Below are 21,539 nucleotides of genomic sequence, written 5' to 3' on the forward strand. Positions count from 1 at the left end.
GTGTTTTTTTATATAAAAAACACATACTATATCTAACGAAAAGATTATAAAGTGAGGATATAGTATGAGTGAAAAAGTAAAAGTCATTCCACTTGGTGGACTTGGGACAATTGGTAAAAATATTACGGTAATTGAATATAAAAATGATATTGTAGTGATTGACTGCGGTATGGGATTTCCAGATGAGCAGATGTATGGGGTTGATTTAATTATTCCGGATATTACTTACCTTCTAGAGAATAAAGACAGAGTAAAAGGTATTTTCTTTACCCATGGGCATGAGGACCATATTGGTGCAGTTCCTTATATTTTAAAGCAGATGAATATGCCACTTTATGGGACAAGGCTTACTTTAGGGCTTATTAAAAGTAAGTTAGAGCAGCATGGTTTAGAAAAAAGCTGTCAGATGCATAGTGTGGAACCAGGAGATTGCATTGAACTTGAAGATATAAAAGTGGAATTTGTAAGAAGTACACATAGTATTGCAGGGGCATGCTGTATTGCTGTGCATACACCAGAAGGGATTATTTTTCATACAGGTGACTTTAAGGTGGATTATACACCTGTTGATGCACAGACTATGGACCTTGAACGGATTGGGGAGCTGGGTAAGGAAGGCATATTGCTCCTTTTAGCAGATAGTACAAATGTTGAGCGTAGCGGACATTCACCTTCTGAACAAACAATTGGTAAAACTTTAATGAGACTATTTGATGGTGTGAAGGGGCGTGTTATTGTCACAACTTTTGCCTCTAATATTCATAGAATCCAGCAGATTATACATGCTTCAAGTGCACATAACCGTAAGGTAGCCTTTAGTGGAAGAAGTATGGAGCGTATTACAGAGGTAGCAAGAGAATTAGGTTACTTAGAGATACCAGATAACACTCTAATCAACCTTGAAGATATGGGTAAGTATACACAAGATCAGCTCACCATTATTACGACGGGGAGTCAAGGAGAGCCAATGGCTGCTTTAGCACGTATTGCTTTTGGTAATCATCGTATGATTAGGGTTGAGCCAGATGATTTATTTATTATATCTGCATCACCAATACCAGGCAATGATAGGTTGGTTTCAAGAGTTATTAATGAACTTTATAAAAAAGGTGTAGAAGTTATTTATAAAGCTATAGAAGATGTACACGTATCTGGACATGCTTATAAAGAAGAACTTAAACTTATGCAGTCTTTAACCCATCCTAAATTTTTTATGCCGGCCCATGGTGAGTATAGACATTTAAAACACCATAAAGATTTAGCTAAACAAATGGGTATGAAAGATGATCATATTTTTATTATGCAGGATGGAGATGTATTAGAACTTGACCGTGAAAAGGCAGCTGTAACAGGGCGTGTACGTGCAGGCAATATTTTAGTAGATGGTATTGGTGTAGGTGATGTAGGTAATATTGTTCTAAGAGACCGTAGGCATTTAGCAGAAGAAGGTATGTTGATAGTAGTAGCCGCCATTGATTTGGAAACTTACTCTATAATGGGTGGACCAGATGTAATTACAAGAGGCTTTGTATACGCTAAAAATAGTGAGGAGCTTATTGAAGCAGTTAGAGTAGCAGCTACTAAAGAACTCGAGATGTGCCTAGCTTACCAAATGGTAGAATGGTATATGTTAAAGGCTAACATTAAAAAAGTAGTAGAGCAGCTCCTTTATGAAAAGACGAAGAGAAGACCAACTATCTTACCAATTATTATGGAGGTCTAAAAATAAGGTAAGAAGAAAGAGTCTAATGAGTAGTTGTAATAAGGACTAGTAATAAGAGTAAATAAAAAGGGGCTAAGCAGCCCCTTTTTATTCTTCTAATCTGCTTTAAAGACATGGAAAGCTAAATTTTTGCGGAAGTTTTTATCATGTGCCATATGTCTAGCTAGTCTTTGAAGTTCATCTCTAAGGTCGAGGTAGAGCATTTCTACATATCCCCAGTCAGAGCGTCTATTTGTATCAAACCATACTTTTTCGTGGTACTGACGAATGTTTTCAACCTCTGAGGCAAGTTCTAATACATTAGAGATATAGCTCATAGCTTCTTCTCTATTTTGAAGTGGTGCCCAAGGTAAGTAGCTGATTTTTTTAGCAGTGAAAAGAATACGTTTAGCACTTAAGTAAAGAGCATCTAAAGCTGTTTTCTCTTGAATACGTGTTTTGAGAGATTTAATCAGTTCTAATGCTTTTGTCATCTCATCAATAAGAAGATATGCTTTTTCTTTTTCTGCAAAAGTAATAGGCTCTAAAGCAGATTTAAACATTTCTTGCTTGAAGATAAAGTTATCTTTAAGACCTATGACGCTATCATAATGATAGACGTTGTAAAGAGAAGCAGCTTCTTCCTTATTAAGGCCAAAGAAAACAGCATGGTAAATATCGTAGAATTGTTCGAAAGTATAAGTTGTTTTGGCTGCCCATGAGCAGTTAGCACCAATAAGAAAGCCTGGCCAGTTAAGTTCACGTGAGCAGTCCCCACCATCTCCCCAACAAGACATAATCATATGTGTAGACTGACCGTCTGCTGCCAGGAGGAGTCCTGCGGTGTTATTCCAGCATAATTTCATATCACAAGCAAATCTATTCCAGGTCCAAGTACCAGGAGATACGGTTACAGTAAGACCAATCTCATGAAGTTTTTCTACATAAGGGTAGCTAGCGCGAGCTGCATAATCCCAGAAGACGAAGTTAATGCCTTGTGGGAGTTCCAGAGCACGTTCAAGGCCTACAGAGTAATCACCCCAAGGTGGTGCAAAGAAATCTGCATACATCATCATAGAACAGTCACGTTTAGCCAGTTCATCATGCACCCATGTATAGTATTCAATGAAAAGCTGTCCACCTTTTTCTTTGCCATAAACTTCGGTAATGGCACAAGGTTCATCACCACCTACATGAATAATACCAGGTCCAAAAGCTTCTACCACTTCATCAAGAATATTTGAAACTAATGGTTTGACAGCAGGATTAAGTGGGTCAATAACACTTGTAATAGAACCGTCTTCTTGATGAATTGTAATAGGTTGTAAAGAAGCAATAGAAGCATTTTTATCAAAATGTCCAAGTAAGTTGATAATAGGTCGTACAGAAATATGGTACTTCGCTGCGTATTCAGTAAGGGCTTTCCATTCTTCGCCTGTTAAACCATCAGAGTATTTACCCCAATCAGGACAGCATTTAAGTTTAAAGACATCTTCAATATAAGGCATATATACATTGTATTTATAACGTGCAAGTTTGCGGATAATGGTTTTAAAGTGTTCAAAAGTAGAAACTTGTCCACGAGAAATATCATCAGAGATAGCACGGTAATGCATATCGGGATAGTCATAAATTATGCCACATGTAAGAGTACCTTTATTTAAACGGTCAAGTTCAGAAAGTGTCATAAGCCCATAAAGTAAACTGCAGTCAGAAGAAGCATGGATTGTAATTTCTTCTTCTGCTAGAACAAGTTTATAGGCATCTTTGTGTTCAAAAGAAGCGTTGCAAAAAGTAATGGATTTAGTACCACATCCTGTATAAGTACCTTCACGTAAAATGCCTTCACTTATAGGAAGTGCTTTTGTAAGCATATCTGTCAATATGTAGTCGCTAAGTTTAATGGATGCAGTATTAAGGCTTACATTTTTCAGTTCTGGAATAATATTATAGTTCATACAAGTCTCCTTAAGATTTTAATAGAAAAAAGTTCTAAAATTATTATAACAAAAAAATAGATTTATTCATCAAAATATAATAAAAGTATATAAAAATTTTTGTATTAATTTCTAACTATATACAATAAGTTGTTTTAATTAGACTAAATATAATGTATTATAAAACTTAGTTTAAAGTAGTAATAATAAAGGAGAAAAATATGAAAAAACAAGCTCTAGTTAATATTTATCATTTTATTAGAAAATCTACATACAATGATGGTATTTTTACACAAGAAGACTTTGATACTTTAAAAAATGAAATGGAAATTTTAAAACAGCATCAATTACCAGCTACTTATGCACTCAAGCATGATGCTGTAGTAGATGAAAGATATACAGCACTGATCAAATCTATGATAGATGAAAAAGATGAAGTAGGTGCTTGGTGGGAAATTACAAAGGAGATGGCAGATAAAGCAGGTGTAACTTGGAAGGGCTGTGATGTCATTGATCTTCATGTTAAAGCGGGCTATTCACTTGCTTACTTACCAGAAGAACGTAAAAGATTGTTAGATGTTTATATGCAGGACTTTAAAGAAGTATACGGCTACTATCCAAAAACAATTGGTTCTTGGGTGATGGATATTGTAACCTTTGAATATGCTAAAGAAAAATATGGCGTAGTAGGGGGAGCCCTTTGCCGTGACCAAAAGGGTATTGATGGCTTTACACTTTGGGGAGGCTATGTAAATGGTGCCTACTATCCAAGTAAAGTAAATGAGTACATACCAGCTCAAACACATGATATGCAAGTAGATATGCCAATCTTTAAGCTACTTGGGCCAGATCCTATCTATAACTTTGAAGCAGAAGTTAGACAAGGTGCAGGTGGTATTTATACATTAGAACCGGCTTGGACATGTGGTCAGTCTGAAACTTGGGTAAAATGGCTCTTTGAGTGCATTACAGAAGAAGAACAATTAGGCTATGGTTATACACAAGCTGGACAGGAAAACAGCTTTATCTGGGGGAATGTAGGGGAAGGTTTTGAAATGCAAATGCGCCATATTGCAGCTCTTAGAAAATTAAATAAAATCAGAGTAGAGAGCTTAAGGGACTCTTCTTTATGGTTTAAAAGGAAGTACCAGCTTACACCACCTGTAACCTATACAGCAACAACAGATTGGAATGAAACTTTTGATTTAAAAACAACTTGGTACAGCAGTCGTTTTTACCGTAGTAGCTTAATGCTCGATAGGGGCGTTCTTAGTATTCGTGACCTTTACATTTTTGATGAAGCCTATGCTTCAAGGTATCTAAATGATTATATTGATAATAATGAAAGTGTCTTTGATGCATTACCAATTCTAAATGCTTGCTACTGGAGTACTAAAGAGAAAAGGGCAAGTATAGACTTTATCAACACTGAAACAGGTGAAGTGATAAAGGGTATAGGGGTCTCCTTTGAAGGCCAAGAAGATGATAAAACTTGGATAGCTACATGGCAGATAGAAGCAGGTACAAAGATGGTGATTACCCATACAGAAGATGCCATGAAGTTTGAACTTAACCAAGAGAGTCATGCAGAACCTATGGCATGGGGCATTAGAATCAATACCTTACCAGTGCTTAAGAGTATACAGGAGCATAAGCTTGTTTGTGAACATGAAAGCTTTACTTATGCACTTACAGTAGAAAATGCTACATGTATGCAGGTAGAAGACCAAGTTTTCATTACACCTACAGTGCAGGGTTGTACACTTATTATGTCACAAAAAGAAAACTTAAAAGAGCTTGAAGTATTTAGTGAAGATTATTTAAAAGATGCCAAAGCTTTTGATGCACAGGTAGAAGCACCTGTAGCTATTGATGAAGAAAAAATTAAAAATGTAAAACTCATTAAGCCCGTTCTTTCCCATAAAGCAAAAGTTAAGCAGTATGATGAAGTGGCCTACTGTACTATGGTGAATCCAAATGAAGAGAGTACCATTCACTATACCATAAATGGTGAGGAGCCAACGGAGGAAGATACACTTTATACAGCACCTATAGCTATAAGTGAAGACTGTGTTGTAAAGGCACGTGCTTTTAGTAAAGGTCGCCTTGCAAGTGATACGGTAGAGGCTAAATACTTTAATACCCTACCAGTGAAATCTATTACAAGCCCTACAAAGTTTGATGATAGAAAGGTCTTTAACCGTAATGGGGCAAATGACCTGATTGATGGGGAAAAAGGAAGCCTAAACTATGTGGATAACTGCTGGCTTATTACAACAGACTTGTTCGATGTGACTTTAGACCTTGGGCAAATGCGTGATTTAACAGGTATTAATATAGGTCTTATGCAAAGTAAACGTTCAGGTCCATACTATCCAGAATACATCACTTTCTATACATCACAAGATGGAGAAAACTTTGAAGAAGTCTTTACTCAAAATGTACAGGCTGAAAGTGGTGACCCAGATATAGAGATTAAAGATATTGTAGCTACAATCAATAAACAAGCAAGATATGTAAGAGTGAAAGCTAAACCTTATAAATTCTACTTTATCTTTGCAGATGAGATTATTGTACAAGGTAAATGAAATGAATTTTAGGAAAAGTTTTGATAAAAATAAGAAAGTATAGGCGGTGTAGGAGATAAATCTGTTAAAATAAAGAGGACAGAGAAGGAATAAGAGGAGAAGAGATGTGAAAAAAGGAAAGCAGAAGATTATAGATGTAACTTTTGAGCTTATTTTAGAGCAAGGGATTAAAGAGACATCTGTACGAGACATTGCAAAGGCAGCAGGCATAAGTATAGGTACTTTTACGTATCATTATCCCAATAAAGAAGAACTGCTCTTTGATATTTTTGAGATGGTTTCAGGGAAACAAGACAAGGTATTAGAAGAGGCTTTTTCTAGTACTACATTAGAAGAGAAGAAAAAAGCCCTAGAGAAAATTCTTAGAGAGGCGACATCTAATGCCTATTTTATGAAACTTAATTATTATTTGTTAGGTGAAGCTTTTGCACAAAATACCACCATGCTAGAGAAGATGAAAGAAAAATATAGCGTATGGCGTATGCAGTTTCAGGAGTATCTTTATGGTGAGATCAAAGCTCATGGTAAAGAAGAGACTCTTAATGCAAGTTTACTTCTTGCTATGATTGATGGGCTTGCTATTCAGCTCCTTTTAGATGAAGCAAGTATTGATGTAAAGGCTATGGCAGATAAGGTCATTGATATTTTATATAGTTAATAAGCAAGTGGTGAAATAGTGTTGTCATTATTAATTATATGAAAGTCAATTTGTATCAGAAGTTAATTGACAGATAGATCTAGATATGATAGAGTGATGAAATGTCGTACAAATGTACGAAAAACTTTATTGCTGACTGGGGGATTAATTTTATGCAGCAAATGGATTTACTTCATGATGACCCAAAGAAATTATTTTTTAAATATTTATTGCCATCTATTAGTGCCACACTTGTTACCTCTATTTATGTATTAGCAGATACGATTATGATTGGAAAAGGTGTAGGGCAGGATGGGCTTGCTGTACTCAACTTTATTTTGCCACTCTTTACTTTGTTCTTTGGAACGGGGCTTTTATTAGGCGTAGGGGGCGCAGTTCTGATGTCTGTCGCCAATGGTAGTGGTGATAAGAAGCTAGCTAACACTTACTTTACGCATGCTGCTTTAAGTGGAGCTATTCTAGCTATTTTATTTACAGTACTAGGTTTAGTATTCTTAGAACCTATTGGATACATGTTAGGGTGTACGTCAGTAAACATTGGGCTTTTTACAAGTTATGCTCAATACTTAGTAGGATTTTGCCCAGTATTTTTATTCTCAAGTTTACTACAAGCTTTTGTACGTAATGATGGCGCACCAAAGCGTGCCATGGTTGCCGTTATATCAGGTGGTGTAACCAATATTATTTTAGACTATATCTTTATTTTTATATTAGGCATGGGAATGGCCGGTGGTGCTATTGCTACTGTTATAGGTTCTGTAACGTCTGTAACCCTACTTCTCACTCACTTTATGAGTAAACAAAATACGATGAAGCTTTTAAAAGGAAAGATACAGGTTAATATAATAGGCCGCATTCTTCATAGTGGACTTCCAAGCTTCCTTATTGAAGTGGCAAGTGGTATTGTTATTTTACTCTTTAACTTACAGCTTCTTAAATATGTAGGAGAAGTAGGCGTAGTTGTTTACAGTATTATGGCTAATAGTGCCATTGTAGCTATGTCTTTTTTCAATGGTGTTTCTCAAGGGGCACAGCCTATTATGGCGACTAACTATGGCGCTGATCAGAGTGAACGTGTAGTTAGTGTAAGAAGACTAGGAAGTATTACTGTTGTCATCATTGGTATAGTACTTTTCTTAAGTGGATTTTTATTCCCAGACATAGTAGTACAGATCTTTATTGAACCTACTACTGAAGTACTCGATATGGCAAGAGGTGCTATTAGAATTTATTTTGCTGCTTTCATTATGATGAGTTTAAATATTTTCTACAGTACCTACTTCCAATCTGTTTTAAAACCGAAGCTTTCATTAATCATCTGTCTATTAAGGGGAATTATAATTTGTACTATACTTGTCTTTTTATTACCACTCCTAATAGGTGTAACAGGTATATGGTTAGTCATGCCGATTACAGAACTCATTACAGCTATTATTGCTATGATGATGGTTCGTTCAGCTAAAAATAGTATATAAAAGTATAGGATAAAAGCCCGTATGAGGTAGAGCTTATAGCTACCTCATACGGGCTTTTTATATACTAGAAGGCTATGCCTTTTAAAATTTATTTAAATAAAATAGAGTGGTCTTCCATACCTACAGTATGTACATCTTGACCAAGTACATCTCCAATAAGATGATTATCATGTAAAGTTACATTAGAGCAGTATTCAAGGTTAATCATATGATGTTTGCGGTCCATTGGCTCATAGACATAGCTACGTATAATGCGGTTATGGCTAAATTCCAATCCTTGAACACTTAAAGCGTAGAGCACAGAATAGTCAAAAGGCTGGAAAGTATTTTCTGTAATCTTAATGTTTCTATGGAATGGCTTATGAAGTTCTGGCTTTGGAATTTCTGGGCAGATACTAATGATCCCTTCACAGAATTGATACATAGAAGTCATACAGCAGTCTGCAAAATGGTTTCCGCGAATAAGTACATCGCTACATGCACCGGACTCATACCAGAAGTTAGCATCTCCTGCAATCAAGATAGCAGAACCAGCGGATTCAAACACGTTGTTTTCAATAAGGACTTTCTTAGGTGTAGAAACGAGTACGCCGCGCGCACGGCAACTTCCAAAGTAGTTGTTGCGACATATTAAAGAAGGTGAGTTAGTGAGATTCTCTAGAGCGTCACCTACTTGGAAGGTATTTGGAACAGGTGTATCAAATGTAATGATAAACTCTTTAGGAGAAAGAAGTTCAAAATGATTTACTGTACCTGTGCCACGAGATGCCATAGAGAGGTGGTCTATAAAGGAAATAGTTTGTCCTTTTTCAGCCCAGCAATCAAAGCCTACTGCTTGATAATGGACAAAAATACCTTTAAGAGTATGTGTATCTACTATTTCTGTAATTTTAACTGTTGTGCCATGTACATTAATTGGGTCGTCCATAAGCCCGTAGAAGGAGCAGTGCTCGACAGTAATTTCACCACGGTTGTTAGAAAGGTGAAGACCATCATCATGTCCACTTACGACTTTTCTACCAGCAGCTCTATTGGCTTCAAAGCGTATATGATCGAAGGCAAGGTTTTCACAAAACTGTGCCAAAATTCCTAAACCGCCAGTGTTGTGAATAGTAATGTGCTCAAGATGTAGGTTGGAACTTTGATTAAGGAAGATGCCAGGGTGCAAGCGTCTATTATGTCTAAGTACGCCGTAGTTACCAGGTGTAGGAACTGGGTCAAAAGGACCATAAAATCGAATAGTACCATCTTCGAGTTGTTCTTGTTTGCTACTTTGGAATAAGTCTGCTGTACCATAGGCTACTTTTTTTGTTGTATGGTCAAACTGACAGAAAGAGCCGTAAGGAGATTCCCAGTTTTCGCCTTTGAAGTAGAGCCAATTCTCTTTAATAAAGTGAGGGAAGAGATCACTATCTATCTTCATATCTGTCCATTCTTTGCAGGCATCCACAATAAGGCCTTCAGCAGAAAGAGGGATAGACCAGTCTATGGTAATATTTTTTAAAGTTACTGTATCACAATGGTCTACAGTAAAAGGAATGGTCTGTCCTTTATGTAGAAAGAGGCTACCGTTACCATCTATAGTAATATTTTTCATATCTTTTAAAAGAATAGATAGATGACGAGGATTTTCTACATCTGTATTAGAGATATAATAGTCTCCTCTTAAGGCTTCTTCTGAGGAGAAGTGATAAGTACCTGGGTCTAAAATAAAGCAAGCATTTTCAGGATGGTCAGTAAGCATTTTGTAAAAAGCTTGAGTACAGTCTGTACTTTGATTTGGTAAGATACCATAGTCTTTAGCGAATATGTTTTTTGTTGAATGCATGAAGAAATCTCCTTGATTATGTAATAAATTATAAATATGAAATAAAATTAAATCTAAATCAATCAATTTTACTATTTTATATTATAATACATACAAAAATGAACTGTAAACATAAATTCGAAAGAGCTGTAGTAGATGATAAAATCATAGGCTACAACTCTTTTTAATTTATCCTAAGAATAGTGTTAGTGAGGAATGAGAAGTGTTTGGCCAACATAAATCAAATTGGGATTGCTAATATGATTTAGTTTTGCTAGGGCAGAGGCGGTGGTGTTATAGCGCATAGCAATACCTGAAAGGGTGTTACCTACTTGAACAATATAGGTAATGAAGGTAGGCTGAGATGTCTTAGTAGTCGAAGTAGGGATTTTAAGAACCTGACCTATATAAATTAAATTAGGGTTCATAATGTGATTAAGTTTTACGAGAGTGTTGACAGTCGTATGATAATTTAAAGCAATAGTGGATAAGTTATCTCCACTTTGGACAGTGTAGTAAATGAAGGAAGGGGCCTCGGGTTTTTGTTCACTAGGTGAGGAAGGCTGGCTAGGAGCAGGCATTTGTGGTGTAGGTTCAGAAGACTCTGGGGCTGATTGAAGGTCTGGTATTTTAAGAATTTGCCCTACATAGATTAGGTTAGGATTAGCGATATGGTTGAGGTTAACAAGAGTTTGGACAGTCGTATGAAAGCGGAGTGCAAGAGCAGATAGTGTATCACCAGGTTGAACAATATAGGTAGAGAAAGTAGAAACTACAGGGGGGGGAGTAGGCTTTAAGTCAGGTGTAGGATGAGTTTCGGAAGGAATAGGGGATTCTCCTGCTGTAATAAAAGCGGACTCTTTAAAGTAGTCTAAATCGACATTACCAACGATACCATTGATACTTCCTGTATCGCTATGCTGGAATCCAGACCAGTTTTCCCAAGGACCCAGAGAGGATGGAGTTATCACATCATATTCTGCAATCCATAAAGGGTAGTGATTAAGAGAAGACGACCAAAGGTTAGCAGCATTATACTCATCTGTATAGAGCATGGGGGTAATACCAGTCAACTGAGTAAGTGTATCTAAGTAGGTCTTTGCAATAGCATTAATTTCATTATTGGATAAGTTACCAAAGTTTTCAAAGTCCATAGCAGGACGGCAATCCATTCTCTTATCTTTTATAAGGCTAGCAAAGTACCGAGCTTGCTCTTTAGCTTCTTCAGTAGAAGTAGCTGTAACATAATGATAGAAACCTATTTTAAGGTTAGCTGCTTTAGCACCTTCATAGTGAGACATGAAATAGGCATCTTCATAATTACCACCTTCGCCAGCTCTTATATAGACCACTTCTATACCGTCTTCTTTGACTGACTCAAAATCGATAGGACCTTGCCATTCACTAATGTCTATACCATTTAGAACAGGCTCATTTGCGAAAATAGTAAATGAAAGCGTAGAAAATAAAATGAGAATTAGGATTGGGAAATATCTAAATAAATGTTGCATAAGATGCACCTCCTTATAGGGTTATACTATGACAAGTTAGGTAAAGAGGTGATTAAGCTATTACTATAAAAATAATGCACAATAAATAAATTAATATATATAAAATATTTATAAAAAATAAAAAAATAATAAACATATATTGTAAAAGTTTTCAGAAGAGATATAATTAATTAAAAATGTAATGGATTACATTTTTGAATCTGTAAAAATAAGGGGGCGTATAATGGCAACCATAAAAGATGTCGCAAAAGCTGCTCAAGTTTCTGTAGCAACAGTTTCTAGAGTACTTAATGACGATCCCAAGGTGAAGCCAGACACTAAACAAAAAGTTCAAGAGGTAATAGAAGCGCTTAATTACACACCTAATTTACTGGGTAGAAATTTAAGAAGGTCTTATACTAAAAATATTTTAGTACTACTACCTACCTTATCCAATACGTTTTATGCCACTATTATTAAAGGGATTCGATATGAAGTCGCTAAGGCAGGCTATAACGTAATGGTAGGGGTAACGGATCTTAATCCAGATATAGAAAGGCAGAATATTAGACTTTTGGAGACAAAACTTGTAGATGGGATTATCTTTTTTGCACCGCAAATAAGTCAGGCGGAACTGGAAGAAGTAGAAGCTTGTTATCCCATTGTGCAGTGTAGTGAATATATACAAGGCAGTCTAGTAAGCTGGGTCAGTATTGATAACCAAAAAGCAGCTTATGATGCAGTAAACTACCTTATTGAACTTGGTCATACAAGAATTGCTATGGTAACAAGTAAAAAGCCTTATACTTCTTCTATTTTAAGAGAAGCAGGATTTAGGGAGGCTTTGCAAAAGCACCATATCAACTTAGCTTCGGACTATCTTTACAAGACAGATTATATCCCTTCATCAGGCATGCAGGCAGCACATGATTTATTAAGTCTTAAAGAAAGCCCCACTGCTATTTTTACTATAGCGGATAGTATGGCAGTAGGTGTTATAAGAGGAATAGAAGATTTAGGGAAGAAAGTAGGGAGGGATGTAGATGTAATAGGATTTGATAATACCTTTGTATCTAAAATCTACCATCCAACCCTTACCACCATTAGTCAGCCACGTTTTGAAATGGGAGAGACGGCAGCGAAGCTTCTACTTAATAAAATTCAAGATATTCATGCATCCAAAGAGTATGTGACTCTTGCACATGAACTGGTCATAAGAGAGTCTACGCATACACTTAAAAAATAGATTTAAGTTATTAAAATAATTTATAAAATCATAAATTTTTAAAGGAGTGAAAGACATGGATAGAGTTTTAAAAATAGGTATTATTGGTTGTGGAGGCATTGCAACGCAGAAACATATGCCAGCACTTTCTAAACTTAAAAATGTAGAACTTGTAGCTTTTTGTGACATTATTGAAGAAAGAGCACAAAAAGCCTGTAAGAATTTTGGGACAGCAGAAGCTAAAGTGTATACAGATTACAAAGAGCTTTTAAAAGATGAAACCATTGAAGTGATACATGTATGTACACCTAATCGCTCACACTCTTTTATTTCCATAGATGCTATGGAAGCTGGCAAACATGTTATGTGTGAAAAACCTATGGCAAAGACAAGCGAGGAGGCCCTAGCAATGGTAGAAGCTACTAAACGCACGGGCAAAAAGCTTACAATCGGTTATCAAAACAGGTATAGAGAAGACAGTATGTATCTTAAACGTGCTTGTGAGGATGATGCATTAGGTGAAGTATACTATGCAAAAGCACATGCTTTAAGGAGAAGGGCTGTACCCACTTGGGGTGTATTTCTAAATGAAGAGGAACAAGGGGGAGGACCACTTATTGATATTGGTACACATGCTTTAGACTTAACTTTATGGATGATGCATAACTATGAACCTGAACTGGTAGTGGGAAGTGTATTTAAGAAATTAGGGAACCAAACAGAAACAGCTAATGCATGGGGAGACTGGGATCCAGCAGAATATACAGTAGAGGATTCAGCTTTTGGATTCATTAAGATGAAAAATGGAGCAACCATTGTACTAGAGTCTAGCTGGGCACTTAATACACTAGATGTAGGTGAAGCACAAACTTCACTTTGTGGTACAAAGGCTGGAGCAGATATGAAAGACGGACTTCGTATTAATGGGGTTAAATACGATAAACAATATATTGAAAAACCTGGTTTAGGTGCTGGCGGTGTAGATTTCTATGATGGCAAGGCATTAGAGCCGCAAGATGTAGAGGCTAAAATGTGGATTGATGCCATCCTTAATGATACAGATGTACTTGTAAAACCAGAGGAAGCTTTAGTCGTTACACAGATTTTAGAAGCTATTTATGAGTCTGCTAAAACAGGAAAGCCTGTTTTATTTAACGTATAAACGTAGCTTCATTCAAATAGAGTAATAAGGGTACATAAAATAAGAATGTGCAGATTGCGTGCATTAAGGAGATACAAAAGAGGAAGAGCATAGAGTGAAAGATTACTTAAAAATGAATAGACGAGGTGAGCAAAATGAAACTTGGAATAATTAGTTGGATTAAGGAAGAAGACTTTAAAGAAGCCCAAAATAAAGGTCTAGCATTTATAGAGTTATGTGTTAATAACAGGCATAAAGAGTTTCTAGATCATGTAGAAAGCATTAAAGCTTATAGTGAAAAATACCATATGCCTATTGGATCTGTAGGAAGATGGGGCGAGGATAAAATCACAACTAAAGGGATAAGAGAAGAAGAACTTGCTATAGACTATGCACTTATTGAAAAGGCAGCTTATTTAAATTGTAATATTTACATTACGGGCTGTAATTATGTAGCAGATCTTTCCTACTATGAAAATTGTACACTGGCCATTCAGTATTTTGAAAAACTTATTGAATATGGCGAGCAGCTTGGTGTTAAAATTGCAACTTATAACTGTAGATGGAATAACTTTATTCATTCAGACCCAACTTGGTCACTTATTCATGGCTATTTGCAAGATCTTTATATTAAGTATGATACTTCACACTGTATTTATGCAGGGGGAGATTATTTAAGCGAAGCTAAGAAATGGGCACATCGTTTTATTCATGTTCATATTAAAGGTGCACTTATTGTAGATGGGGAAAGATTTGATGATCCACCAGCAGGCCTTGATCAGACAGATTGGCCAGCTTTTATGTCTATTCTTTATGCTAAAGGCTATAATGGTGGATTAAGTATAGAGCCGCATTCAGAAAACTGGCGAGGCGAACTAGGTAAAAAAGGAGTAGACTTTACCATTAATTATATGAAAAAGCTTATTTTATAAAGGAGGCTTTTAGATGAGTAAGTTAGCCGTACAGCTTTATACAGTAAGAGAAGAAGCAGGTAAAGATTTTATAGGAACATTAGAGAAAATAGCAGCATTAGGATATGAAGGTGTAGAATTTGCAGGATTTTTTGATATCCCAGCAAATGTCTTAAAAAATCAGCTAGATAGGTTAGGACTTACACCTGTAGGCAGTCATACATCCATTGAGCAGTTAGTAGACCATTTAGATGAAGTCATTACTTACAACAAAACTATAGGAAATTCTAATATAGTATGTCCTTGGTCAGAGGTGAAAGATGAAGAAAGTCTAGAGTTGTTAGTAGCTCAGCTTAAGAAGGTAGTTCAAAGACTACAAGATGAGGATATGATACTCCTTTACCATAATCATGACCATGAGTTCAAGAAAATAGGAGAAAATTATTTATTGGATCTTCTATTTGAGAAATGTGAAGGACTTTATGCAGAGGTAGATACTTATTGGGTGCATCATGCAGGTGTAGATGTTATAGAGTATTTGATGAAGTACAAAGATAGAGTGAAACTTATTCATCTTAAAGATGGCATAGGAAATGAACTTAAAGCCATTGGTGAAGGGACAGCGCCAGTGAAACAAGTGATGGAACTTATGCAAAAATGGCCTATAGAGTGGGTGATTGTTGAAAATGATGAGCCGTCTCCTACAGGCCTAAAGGATATTGAAAGAAGTATGATCTGCATTAAAAATCAATTTTAGGGGAGGATGCAAGGTATGAAATTAGGTGTTTTTACATGCTTGTTAAGTGATAAAAGTCTGGATGAAGCTTTAGCTTATTTTAGTGAAAAAGGCATTCAGATGATTGAGGTTGGATGTGGGGGCTATCCAGGTAATAGTCATGCCAATCCAGACATACTCTTAAATGATGAAAAGGCATTAGAAACCTTTAAAGAAACGATTCAAAAGTATGGTTTAGAAATTAGCGCCTTAAGTTGTCACGGTAATCCTGTACACCCTCAAAAAGAGATTGCTAAAGCTTTTGATGAAACCATTAAGAAGACTATTTTGCTTGCAGAAAAGTTAGGAATTCATCAAATCAATACTTTTTCTGGCTGTCCTGGTGATCATGAGGGGGCTAAATATCCAAACTGGGTAACTTGTCCTTGGCCAGAAGACTTTCTAGCCGTTCTAGATTACCAATGGAATGAAGTTCTCATTCCTTACTGGAAAGAAACAGTAGCTTTTGCTAAGGTACATGGTGTTAATAAAATTGCCCTAGAGCTTCACCCTGGCTTTGCTGTATATAATACAAAGAGTATGCTTAGATTACGTGAGGCAGTAGGTCCTGAAATTGGGGCTAATCTTGACCCTAGCCATTTATTCTGGCAAGGTATGGACCCATGTCTTGTGATTCGCGAGCTGAAAGATGCTATTTTCCATTTCCACGCTAAAGATACAAAGATAGATACTTATAATACAGCGCTTAATGGTGTGTTAGATACTGAGCACTATGGTCATATTTTAAATCGTTCATGGGTGTTTAGAAGTGTAGGCTATGGCCATGATTATGCCGTATGGAAAGATATTATTTCTACTTTAAGGTTAGTAGGTTATGACTATGCCATTAGTATTGAACATGAAGATGGACTTATGAGTCAAAATGAAGGTTTAACAAAAGCAGTAGAATTTCTTAAACAAGTGCTTGTTTATGAAGAGACAGGACAAATGTGGTGGGCTTAAATAAAAAAAGCTAAGGAGAAGAAAACTGTATGAAGCATAGATTAGTCATTATAGGGTTTGGTGGCATGGGTACATGGCACTATGAAAATATTACAAAACGTATAGAAGATATTGAAGTAGTAGGAGCTTATGATATTAGACTTGAAGTAGAGGAAAATGTAAAAGCAGCAGGACTTAAATGGTATAAGAGCTTAGATGAAGTGCTAGAAGATGAATCTATTGATTTAGTTACTATTGCTACACCAAATGATGTACATAAAGAGATTGCGATTAAGTGCTTAAGAAAAGGCAAAAATGTAGTAAGTGAAAAACCTGTAACGATGAATGCTAAGGAGTTAGAGGAACTTATTGCTGTTAGAGATGAGACAGGTAAGCTTTTCTCTGTTCATCAAAATAGACGATGGGATAAAGATTATGCGATTGTAAGAAAAATTGTAGAAGATAATACAATAGGAAAAGTATGTATGATTGAAAACCGTGTACAAGGTTCTAGGCAAGCTATGCATGGCTGGCGTGCATTTAAACGAAACGGAGGAGGTATGCTTTTAGATTGGGGTGTACATCTTATTGATCAGCTGTTATGGATGGTAGAAGCACCTGTTATAGGTGTATATGCAGATCTTCAATCTATTTATTCTGAAGAAGTAGATGATAACCTAAAAGTAATGCTGAAATTTGGAAATGGTGTATCAGCCATTGTAGAAGTGGCAACTAACTGCTTTATCAATCAGTGTAGATGGCATATGATTGGTGAAGAAGGAACAGCTGTCGTTGAAGACTGGAGCTGCACAGGTAAGATTGTTAAGCTTAATAGTGAAGAAGCAATGGAATGGGCAGATACTATTGTTTATACAGAAGCCGGACCTACACGTACTATGGCTCCTAGACCAAGTGAGACAACGATTACACTTCCGTTGCCTGAGGTACAAACAGAATGGACAGATTATTACAAAAATATTGTAGGCGTACTAGAAGGCAAAGAAGAGCTTATTGTAAAACCAGAAGAATGTCTACGTGTTATGCACGTCATTGATGCTATTTTTGAATCTGCTGAAAAAAATACCAGTGTAGAGTGCTATATTTAATAGAGATTTTGATAAAGAAGGGCATATCATACTCAGAAGATTAATAGAATAGTATAGATATTATGCTGAGGTGATTAAATGCTTAGTGATCAACGCTATGTAGTCTTATCACTTGAACTACACTTATTCTTTGCAAGAATAATGAAGGAGCATGCTTTATTTTTAGAAGCGGGCTTTACACCAAAGAATGCAAACTTAGCAAGAGAAGCAGATAGGTATAAAACAAATTTTGAAAGGCTTTTATCCCGTGCTGTAGACCTTAGTAGTGGGGTAATAAGGCCAATGGTATTATCTTCAGGTGAAATTGTTACTGATTTTACTTTAGGATCTGAACAAAAAACACAAAATTTTACGGGGATCCCAATCAATCAGAGTATTACTGTAAGAGAGGCACAGCTGCACAGCGGTACTAATCCTAATATTACACCTGCAATGGTAGATAGTGTGAGGAGGATCAATCAAGGTATAAGTGGCGTGCTTAATGGACTCATTAACTTTAAGACCCAATTATTAAATGACGTATTATCTTGTAATGTTTTTACTGTTAATTACCCCTTACTTATTGAACATATTTTAAGAGAGGCAAGGTTATATCGTGATTACTTAAATGATATTGAAAATGGTCAAGATATTGATAATAAGGACCCTCGCGAAACGGAGCTATTTTGGGATCAAATTATGATGGAGCATGCTTTGTTTATAAGAGGCTTACTTGACCCGACTGAGAATCAATTAATTGATACATCAGATAACTTTGCAAATGAGTATGCGGTCTTACTTGAAAGAGCGAGAAATGCTACAGATCAAACGCTAGCAAGTGTAACAGATGAAACTTTAAGGGAAACAATGAGATTTAAAGACTTTAAGCAAGCTGGAACAGAAGGGATAGCAGCGTGTAAGATACGCTCTATCATCTTACCACTCCTTGCAGACCATGTTTTAAGAGAAGCCAATCATTATATTAGATTATTAAGGCAAAGGCCTATGAATAGACGCAGATAAGCCAAATATGAAATGACTTATTCAAGCACTTACTGATTCTAGTAAGTGCTTTTTTGTATTTTTACGTAGATGGATGTAATTTCCTAGAAGGAACAACGGGGAAAATCTTGCATAAAATGTTAGAGTACATTACTATTACACAAGGGGGAACAGAAAATAATGAAGCGCCAGAACTTAATCAAATAAGAAAAATTAAGTTGACGAGGGCTAGAGTTATCGAAAATTCGGCGGATGCTCTAGAGGGATCACACCCTTACAAGATGACAAATCTATAAGGTGACTTATAGGACAAAACATCTTGAGTGAATTCCCCCTGATATAAATAATCAGGAGGTATGAAATATGTGTGGAATTGTAGGTTATTATGGAAAAGACTATGCAGCAAAAATGGTTTTAGATGGACTTTCACAGCTTGAATATAGGGGTTATGATTCAGCAGGTATTGCCCTTATAGAAGACTCAGGTCATTTAATCTACGCGAAAGAAAAAGGACGTTTAAAGAACTTAGAAGAAACCATGCACGTGCAAAATTTAGAAGGGCATATTGGAATTGGTCATACAAGATGGGCAACCCATGGGGCACCTTCTAAAGTAAATGCACACCCTCATTTGAATGAGGCCCGTACTATTGCCGTGGTGCATAATGGGATTATAGAAAATTATATGGAGCTTAAAAAAGAACTAATAGGATATGGGTATAAGTTTGTATCTGATACAGATACAGAAGTGATAGCTCACCTTATAGATTTTTATGAAGCAGGTAATTTAGTAAACGCTGTTTATAATGCAGCTAAACGTTTAAAAGGAGCTTATGCACTTGGGATTATCAGTAGCAATCAGCCAGATACACTTATAGCAGTAAGAAATGAAAGTCCACTTGTTATTGGTGTAAAAGGCCAGGAGTATATGATAGCATCAGATATTCCAGCCATTTTAAAGGTAACAAGAGATGTTTATTATATGGATAATGGTGAGGTTGCTATTATTGAGAAGGGTAAACTACGTATACAAGATTATGCAGGAAACCTAGTACAAAAAACACTTACCCATATTGACTGGGATATTGAAGCAGCTTCTAAGAATGGTTTCGACCATTTTATGATGAAAGAAATCTATGACCAACCTAGTGCTATTCATGAAACACTTGCAAGAAGATTAGACTCTAACAAAATGATTCAATTAGATGATATTAAGCTATCAAAGCAAGAGTTTGAGCAGATACAGAAAGTTTATATTGTAGCTTGTGGTACAGCCTATCATGCAGGACTAGTAGGTAAGTATGCTATTGAGAAGCTTGCACATGTGCCTGTTACAGTAGATATTGCTTCAGAGTTTAGATATAGTGATCCTTTTATAGATGGGAATACCTTACTTATTGCAGTTTCTCAGTCTGGTGAGACAGCAGATACACTTGCAGCAGTGAGAGAAGCTAAACGAAAAGGGGCAAGAGTGCTTGCCATTACTAACGTAGTAGGTTCTTCCGTAGCAAGAGAATCACATGATGTTTTCTATACCTGGGCTGGTCCAGAAATTGCAGTAGCTTCTACGAAAGCTTATACAGCGCAACTAATAGCTTTTTATATGCTGGCACTTCACTTTGCACGTATTAAGGATACTATAGCCTATAATGACTATAGAGAAAAAGTAGAGCAAATTGAAAAACTTACACCAGCAGTAGAAGAAATACTAAGTAGAAAAGAAACAGTTAAAGAAATTGCACAAACTTTATTAGAAGCTAAAAGTGCCTTTTATCTCGGTAGAGGTTTAGACTATATGTCAGCTATGGAGGCTGCACTTAAGCTTAAGGAGATTTCCTATATGCATACGGAAGCTTTTGCAGCGGGAGAATTGAAGCATGGTACTATAGCACTTATAGAAGAAGGTATACCTGTACTTGCCATTGTGACACAGGATAGGCTTGCCGAGAAAATGATTTCCAATATGAAGGAAGTTAAGGCAAGGGGGGCCTACGTGATTGCTATTGCTAAGGAAGGCATAGAGCATATTCATGAAGTAGCAGATAAGGTTATTGAATTGCCTAAAGCCCCAGATTTATTTATGCCTATTCTTTCTGTTGTACCTAGTCAGCTTCTTGCGTACTATGTATCAACGCTTAAAAATAATGATGTAGATAAACCACGTAATTTAGCTAAATCAGTTACGGTGGAATAAAGTATAAATAAAATGTAGGTACGGAAACCATTTTTCAACTGCTAGATAAGGCACAATGAGATCTTAAAGAAATGGTAAGTGTAATAGATTGCTAAAGTCTACAGAGAATGTAAAAGAGGTATAACATATTCTATTCAATATGTTATACCTCTTTTTTAGGATACTGCGAGGGTATGTTTTCGGATTAACAGGTATTTTGCGAATTGTGAATATAAAAGATTTATTAAAGTAAAAGAGATATGAAATGCTTGATAGAAAGTGCTAAAGCAAAATAAGCTAAGGTTTTTAATAAAAGCAACTTAACAAAAGTAACTCTAGATAGACTTGAATTAATATTTTAAATTTTATATAAATTAACATTTGTAAAAGCGTGTTTAAATGATAGTTGGTAAAGTGCTTAAAAAAACAAATATAAAACATACAAAATAACTATATAAATGTTTAGTGTATAATTTATTATGTACAAATTTTACTTAGTTTTACTATAAATAGTTTAAAATTTATAAAAAAATATAAAATATTGTTCAAAATTAGTTTAAATTATTAATAATTTCTGGTATATTATTTATAGAAAGTTACTTAATTTAAAACACACTATGAGTACAAGG

16 protein-coding genes are annotated in these 21,539 nt (G+C 35.9%); 13 read left to right on the forward strand and 3 right to left on the reverse strand.

Annotated features, from left to right (window positions below):
* The first annotated feature begins 64 nt into the window (after positions 1-64).
* Positions 65-1,723, forward strand: a complete 1,659-nt coding sequence (locus ACLTBU_RS14580; RefSeq protein WP_249332546.1) for a ribonuclease J — start codon at positions 65-67, stop codon at positions 1,721-1,723.
* Positions 1,724-1,818: 95 nt separating this feature from the next.
* Here ACLTBU_RS14580 and ACLTBU_RS14585 read toward each other — a convergent pair whose 3' ends face one another.
* Positions 1,819-3,660, reverse strand: a complete 1,842-nt coding sequence (locus tag ACLTBU_RS14585) for a family 20 glycosylhydrolase (RefSeq protein ID WP_249332545.1) — start codon at positions 3,658-3,660, stop codon at positions 1,819-1,821.
* Between the two features lie 200 nt (positions 3,661-3,860).
* Here ACLTBU_RS14585 and ACLTBU_RS14590 point away from each other — a divergent pair, with 200 nt between their 5' ends.
* The 3 genes from ACLTBU_RS14590 (at position 3,861) to ACLTBU_RS14600 (ending at position 8,360) form a co-directional block, all read left to right on the forward strand.
* The gene (locus ACLTBU_RS14590; RefSeq protein ID WP_249332544.1) at positions 3,861-6,227 is read left to right on the forward strand and encodes an FN3 associated domain-containing protein; all 2,367 of its coding nucleotides are present in this window, start codon (positions 3,861-3,863) and stop codon (positions 6,225-6,227) included.
* Between the two features lie 106 nt (positions 6,228-6,333).
* Complete coding sequence (locus tag ACLTBU_RS14595) at positions 6,334-6,885, forward strand: TetR/AcrR family transcriptional regulator (protein WP_177671560.1); 552 nt, start codon at positions 6,334-6,336, stop codon at positions 6,883-6,885.
* Positions 6,886-6,986: 101 nt separating this feature from the next.
* On the forward strand, positions 6,987-8,360 hold the full coding sequence (locus tag ACLTBU_RS14600; RefSeq protein ID WP_412219638.1) for an MATE family efflux transporter: 1,374 nt from the start codon (positions 6,987-6,989) through the stop codon (positions 8,358-8,360).
* Between the two features lie 88 nt (positions 8,361-8,448).
* On the opposite strand, the gene ACLTBU_RS14605 is transcribed toward ACLTBU_RS14600, so the two are convergent.
* Both ACLTBU_RS14605 and ACLTBU_RS14610 read right to left on the reverse strand, forming a co-directional pair.
* Positions 8,449-10,188 (reverse strand): right-handed parallel beta-helix repeat-containing protein, encoded by a 1,740-nt coding sequence (locus ACLTBU_RS14605; protein ID WP_412219640.1) that lies wholly within the window; start codon positions 10,186-10,188, stop codon positions 8,449-8,451.
* A 185-nt stretch (positions 10,189-10,373) separates the two neighbouring features.
* Positions 10,374-11,678, reverse strand: a complete 1,305-nt coding sequence (locus ACLTBU_RS14610) for a LysM peptidoglycan-binding domain-containing protein (protein ID WP_412219643.1) — start codon at positions 11,676-11,678, stop codon at positions 10,374-10,376.
* Between the two features lie 223 nt (positions 11,679-11,901).
* On the opposite strand from ACLTBU_RS14610, the gene ACLTBU_RS14615 reads away from it, so the two are divergent.
* The 9 genes from ACLTBU_RS14615 (at position 11,902) to glmS (ending at position 20,931) form a co-directional block, all read left to right on the forward strand.
* A complete protein-coding gene (locus ACLTBU_RS14615; RefSeq protein ID WP_249332540.1) occupies positions 11,902-12,903 on the forward strand; it encodes a LacI family DNA-binding transcriptional regulator in 1,002 nt (333 codons plus the stop codon).
* A 55-nt stretch (positions 12,904-12,958) separates the two neighbouring features.
* Positions 12,959-14,044, forward strand: coding sequence for a Gfo/Idh/MocA family protein (locus ACLTBU_RS14620; protein WP_412219645.1), 1,086 nt, complete (start codon positions 12,959-12,961; stop codon positions 14,042-14,044).
* A 134-nt stretch (positions 14,045-14,178) separates the two neighbouring features.
* Positions 14,179-14,955, forward strand: coding sequence for a sugar phosphate isomerase/epimerase family protein (locus ACLTBU_RS14625; protein ID WP_177671555.1), 777 nt, complete (start codon positions 14,179-14,181; stop codon positions 14,953-14,955).
* A gap of 13 nt (positions 14,956-14,968) precedes the next feature.
* Complete coding sequence (locus tag ACLTBU_RS14630) at positions 14,969-15,691, forward strand: sugar phosphate isomerase/epimerase family protein (RefSeq protein ID WP_249332537.1); 723 nt, start codon at positions 14,969-14,971, stop codon at positions 15,689-15,691.
* 15 nt (positions 15,692-15,706) lie between these two features.
* Positions 15,707-16,672, forward strand: a complete 966-nt coding sequence (locus tag ACLTBU_RS14635; RefSeq protein WP_249332536.1) for a sugar phosphate isomerase/epimerase family protein — start codon at positions 15,707-15,709, stop codon at positions 16,670-16,672.
* A gap of 29 nt (positions 16,673-16,701) precedes the next feature.
* Positions 16,702-17,757, forward strand: coding sequence for a Gfo/Idh/MocA family protein (locus ACLTBU_RS14640; RefSeq protein ID WP_249332535.1), 1,056 nt, complete (start codon positions 16,702-16,704; stop codon positions 17,755-17,757).
* A 78-nt stretch (positions 17,758-17,835) separates the two neighbouring features.
* The gene (locus ACLTBU_RS14645) at positions 17,836-18,759 is read left to right on the forward strand and encodes a DUF2935 domain-containing protein (protein ID WP_177671551.1); all 924 of its coding nucleotides are present in this window, start codon (positions 17,836-17,838) and stop codon (positions 18,757-18,759) included.
* Between the two features lie 107 nt (positions 18,760-18,866).
* Positions 18,867-19,034, forward strand: coding sequence for a hypothetical protein (locus ACLTBU_RS14650; protein ID WP_177671550.1), 168 nt, complete (start codon positions 18,867-18,869; stop codon positions 19,032-19,034).
* A gap of 67 nt (positions 19,035-19,101) precedes the next feature.
* Positions 19,102-20,931, forward strand: a complete 1,830-nt coding sequence (gene glmS, locus ACLTBU_RS14655; RefSeq protein WP_412219651.1) for a glutamine--fructose-6-phosphate transaminase (isomerizing) — start codon at positions 19,102-19,104, stop codon at positions 20,929-20,931.
* The last annotated feature ends 608 nt before the right edge of the window (positions 20,932-21,539 follow it).

It is taken from the genome of Zhenhengia sp. (assembly GCF_046966505.1).
Lineage (GTDB): Bacteria > Bacillota > Clostridia > Lachnospirales > Cellulosilyticaceae > Zhenhengia > Zhenhengia yiwuensis.

Coding starts and splice junctions, on each gene's coding strand:
- ACLTBU_RS14635 (WP_249332536.1), top strand. CDS start 15,707: ATGAAATTAGGTGTTTTTACATGCTTGTTAAGTGATAAAAGTCTGGAT.
- ACLTBU_RS14645 (WP_177671551.1), top strand. CDS start 17,836: ATGCTTAGTGATCAACGCTATGTAGTCTTATCACTTGAACTACACTTA.
- ACLTBU_RS14615 (WP_249332540.1), top strand. CDS start 11,902: ATGGCAACCATAAAAGATGTCGCAAAAGCTGCTCAAGTTTCTGTAGCA.
- ACLTBU_RS14620 (WP_412219645.1), top strand. CDS start 12,959: ATGGATAGAGTTTTAAAAATAGGTATTATTGGTTGTGGAGGCATTGCA.
- ACLTBU_RS14605 (WP_412219640.1), bottom strand. CDS start 10,188: ATGCATTCAACAAAAAACATATTCGCTAAAGACTATGGTATCTTACCA.
- ACLTBU_RS14640 (WP_249332535.1), top strand. CDS start 16,702: ATGAAGCATAGATTAGTCATTATAGGGTTTGGTGGCATGGGTACATGG.
- ACLTBU_RS14625 (WP_177671555.1), top strand. CDS start 14,179: ATGAAACTTGGAATAATTAGTTGGATTAAGGAAGAAGACTTTAAAGAA.
- ACLTBU_RS14585 (WP_249332545.1), bottom strand. CDS start 3,660: ATGAACTATAATATTATTCCAGAACTGAAAAATGTAAGCCTTAATACT.
- ACLTBU_RS14600 (WP_412219638.1), top strand. CDS start 6,987: ATGTCGTACAAATGTACGAAAAACTTTATTGCTGACTGGGGGATTAAT.
- ACLTBU_RS14630 (WP_249332537.1), top strand. CDS start 14,969: ATGAGTAAGTTAGCCGTACAGCTTTATACAGTAAGAGAAGAAGCAGGT.
- ACLTBU_RS14580 (WP_249332546.1), top strand. CDS start 65: ATGAGTGAAAAAGTAAAAGTCATTCCACTTGGTGGACTTGGGACAATT.
- glmS (WP_412219651.1), top strand. CDS start 19,102: ATGTGTGGAATTGTAGGTTATTATGGAAAAGACTATGCAGCAAAAATG.
- ACLTBU_RS14610 (WP_412219643.1), bottom strand. CDS start 11,678: ATGCAACATTTATTTAGATATTTCCCAATCCTAATTCTCATTTTATTT.
- ACLTBU_RS14590 (WP_249332544.1), top strand. CDS start 3,861: ATGAAAAAACAAGCTCTAGTTAATATTTATCATTTTATTAGAAAATCT.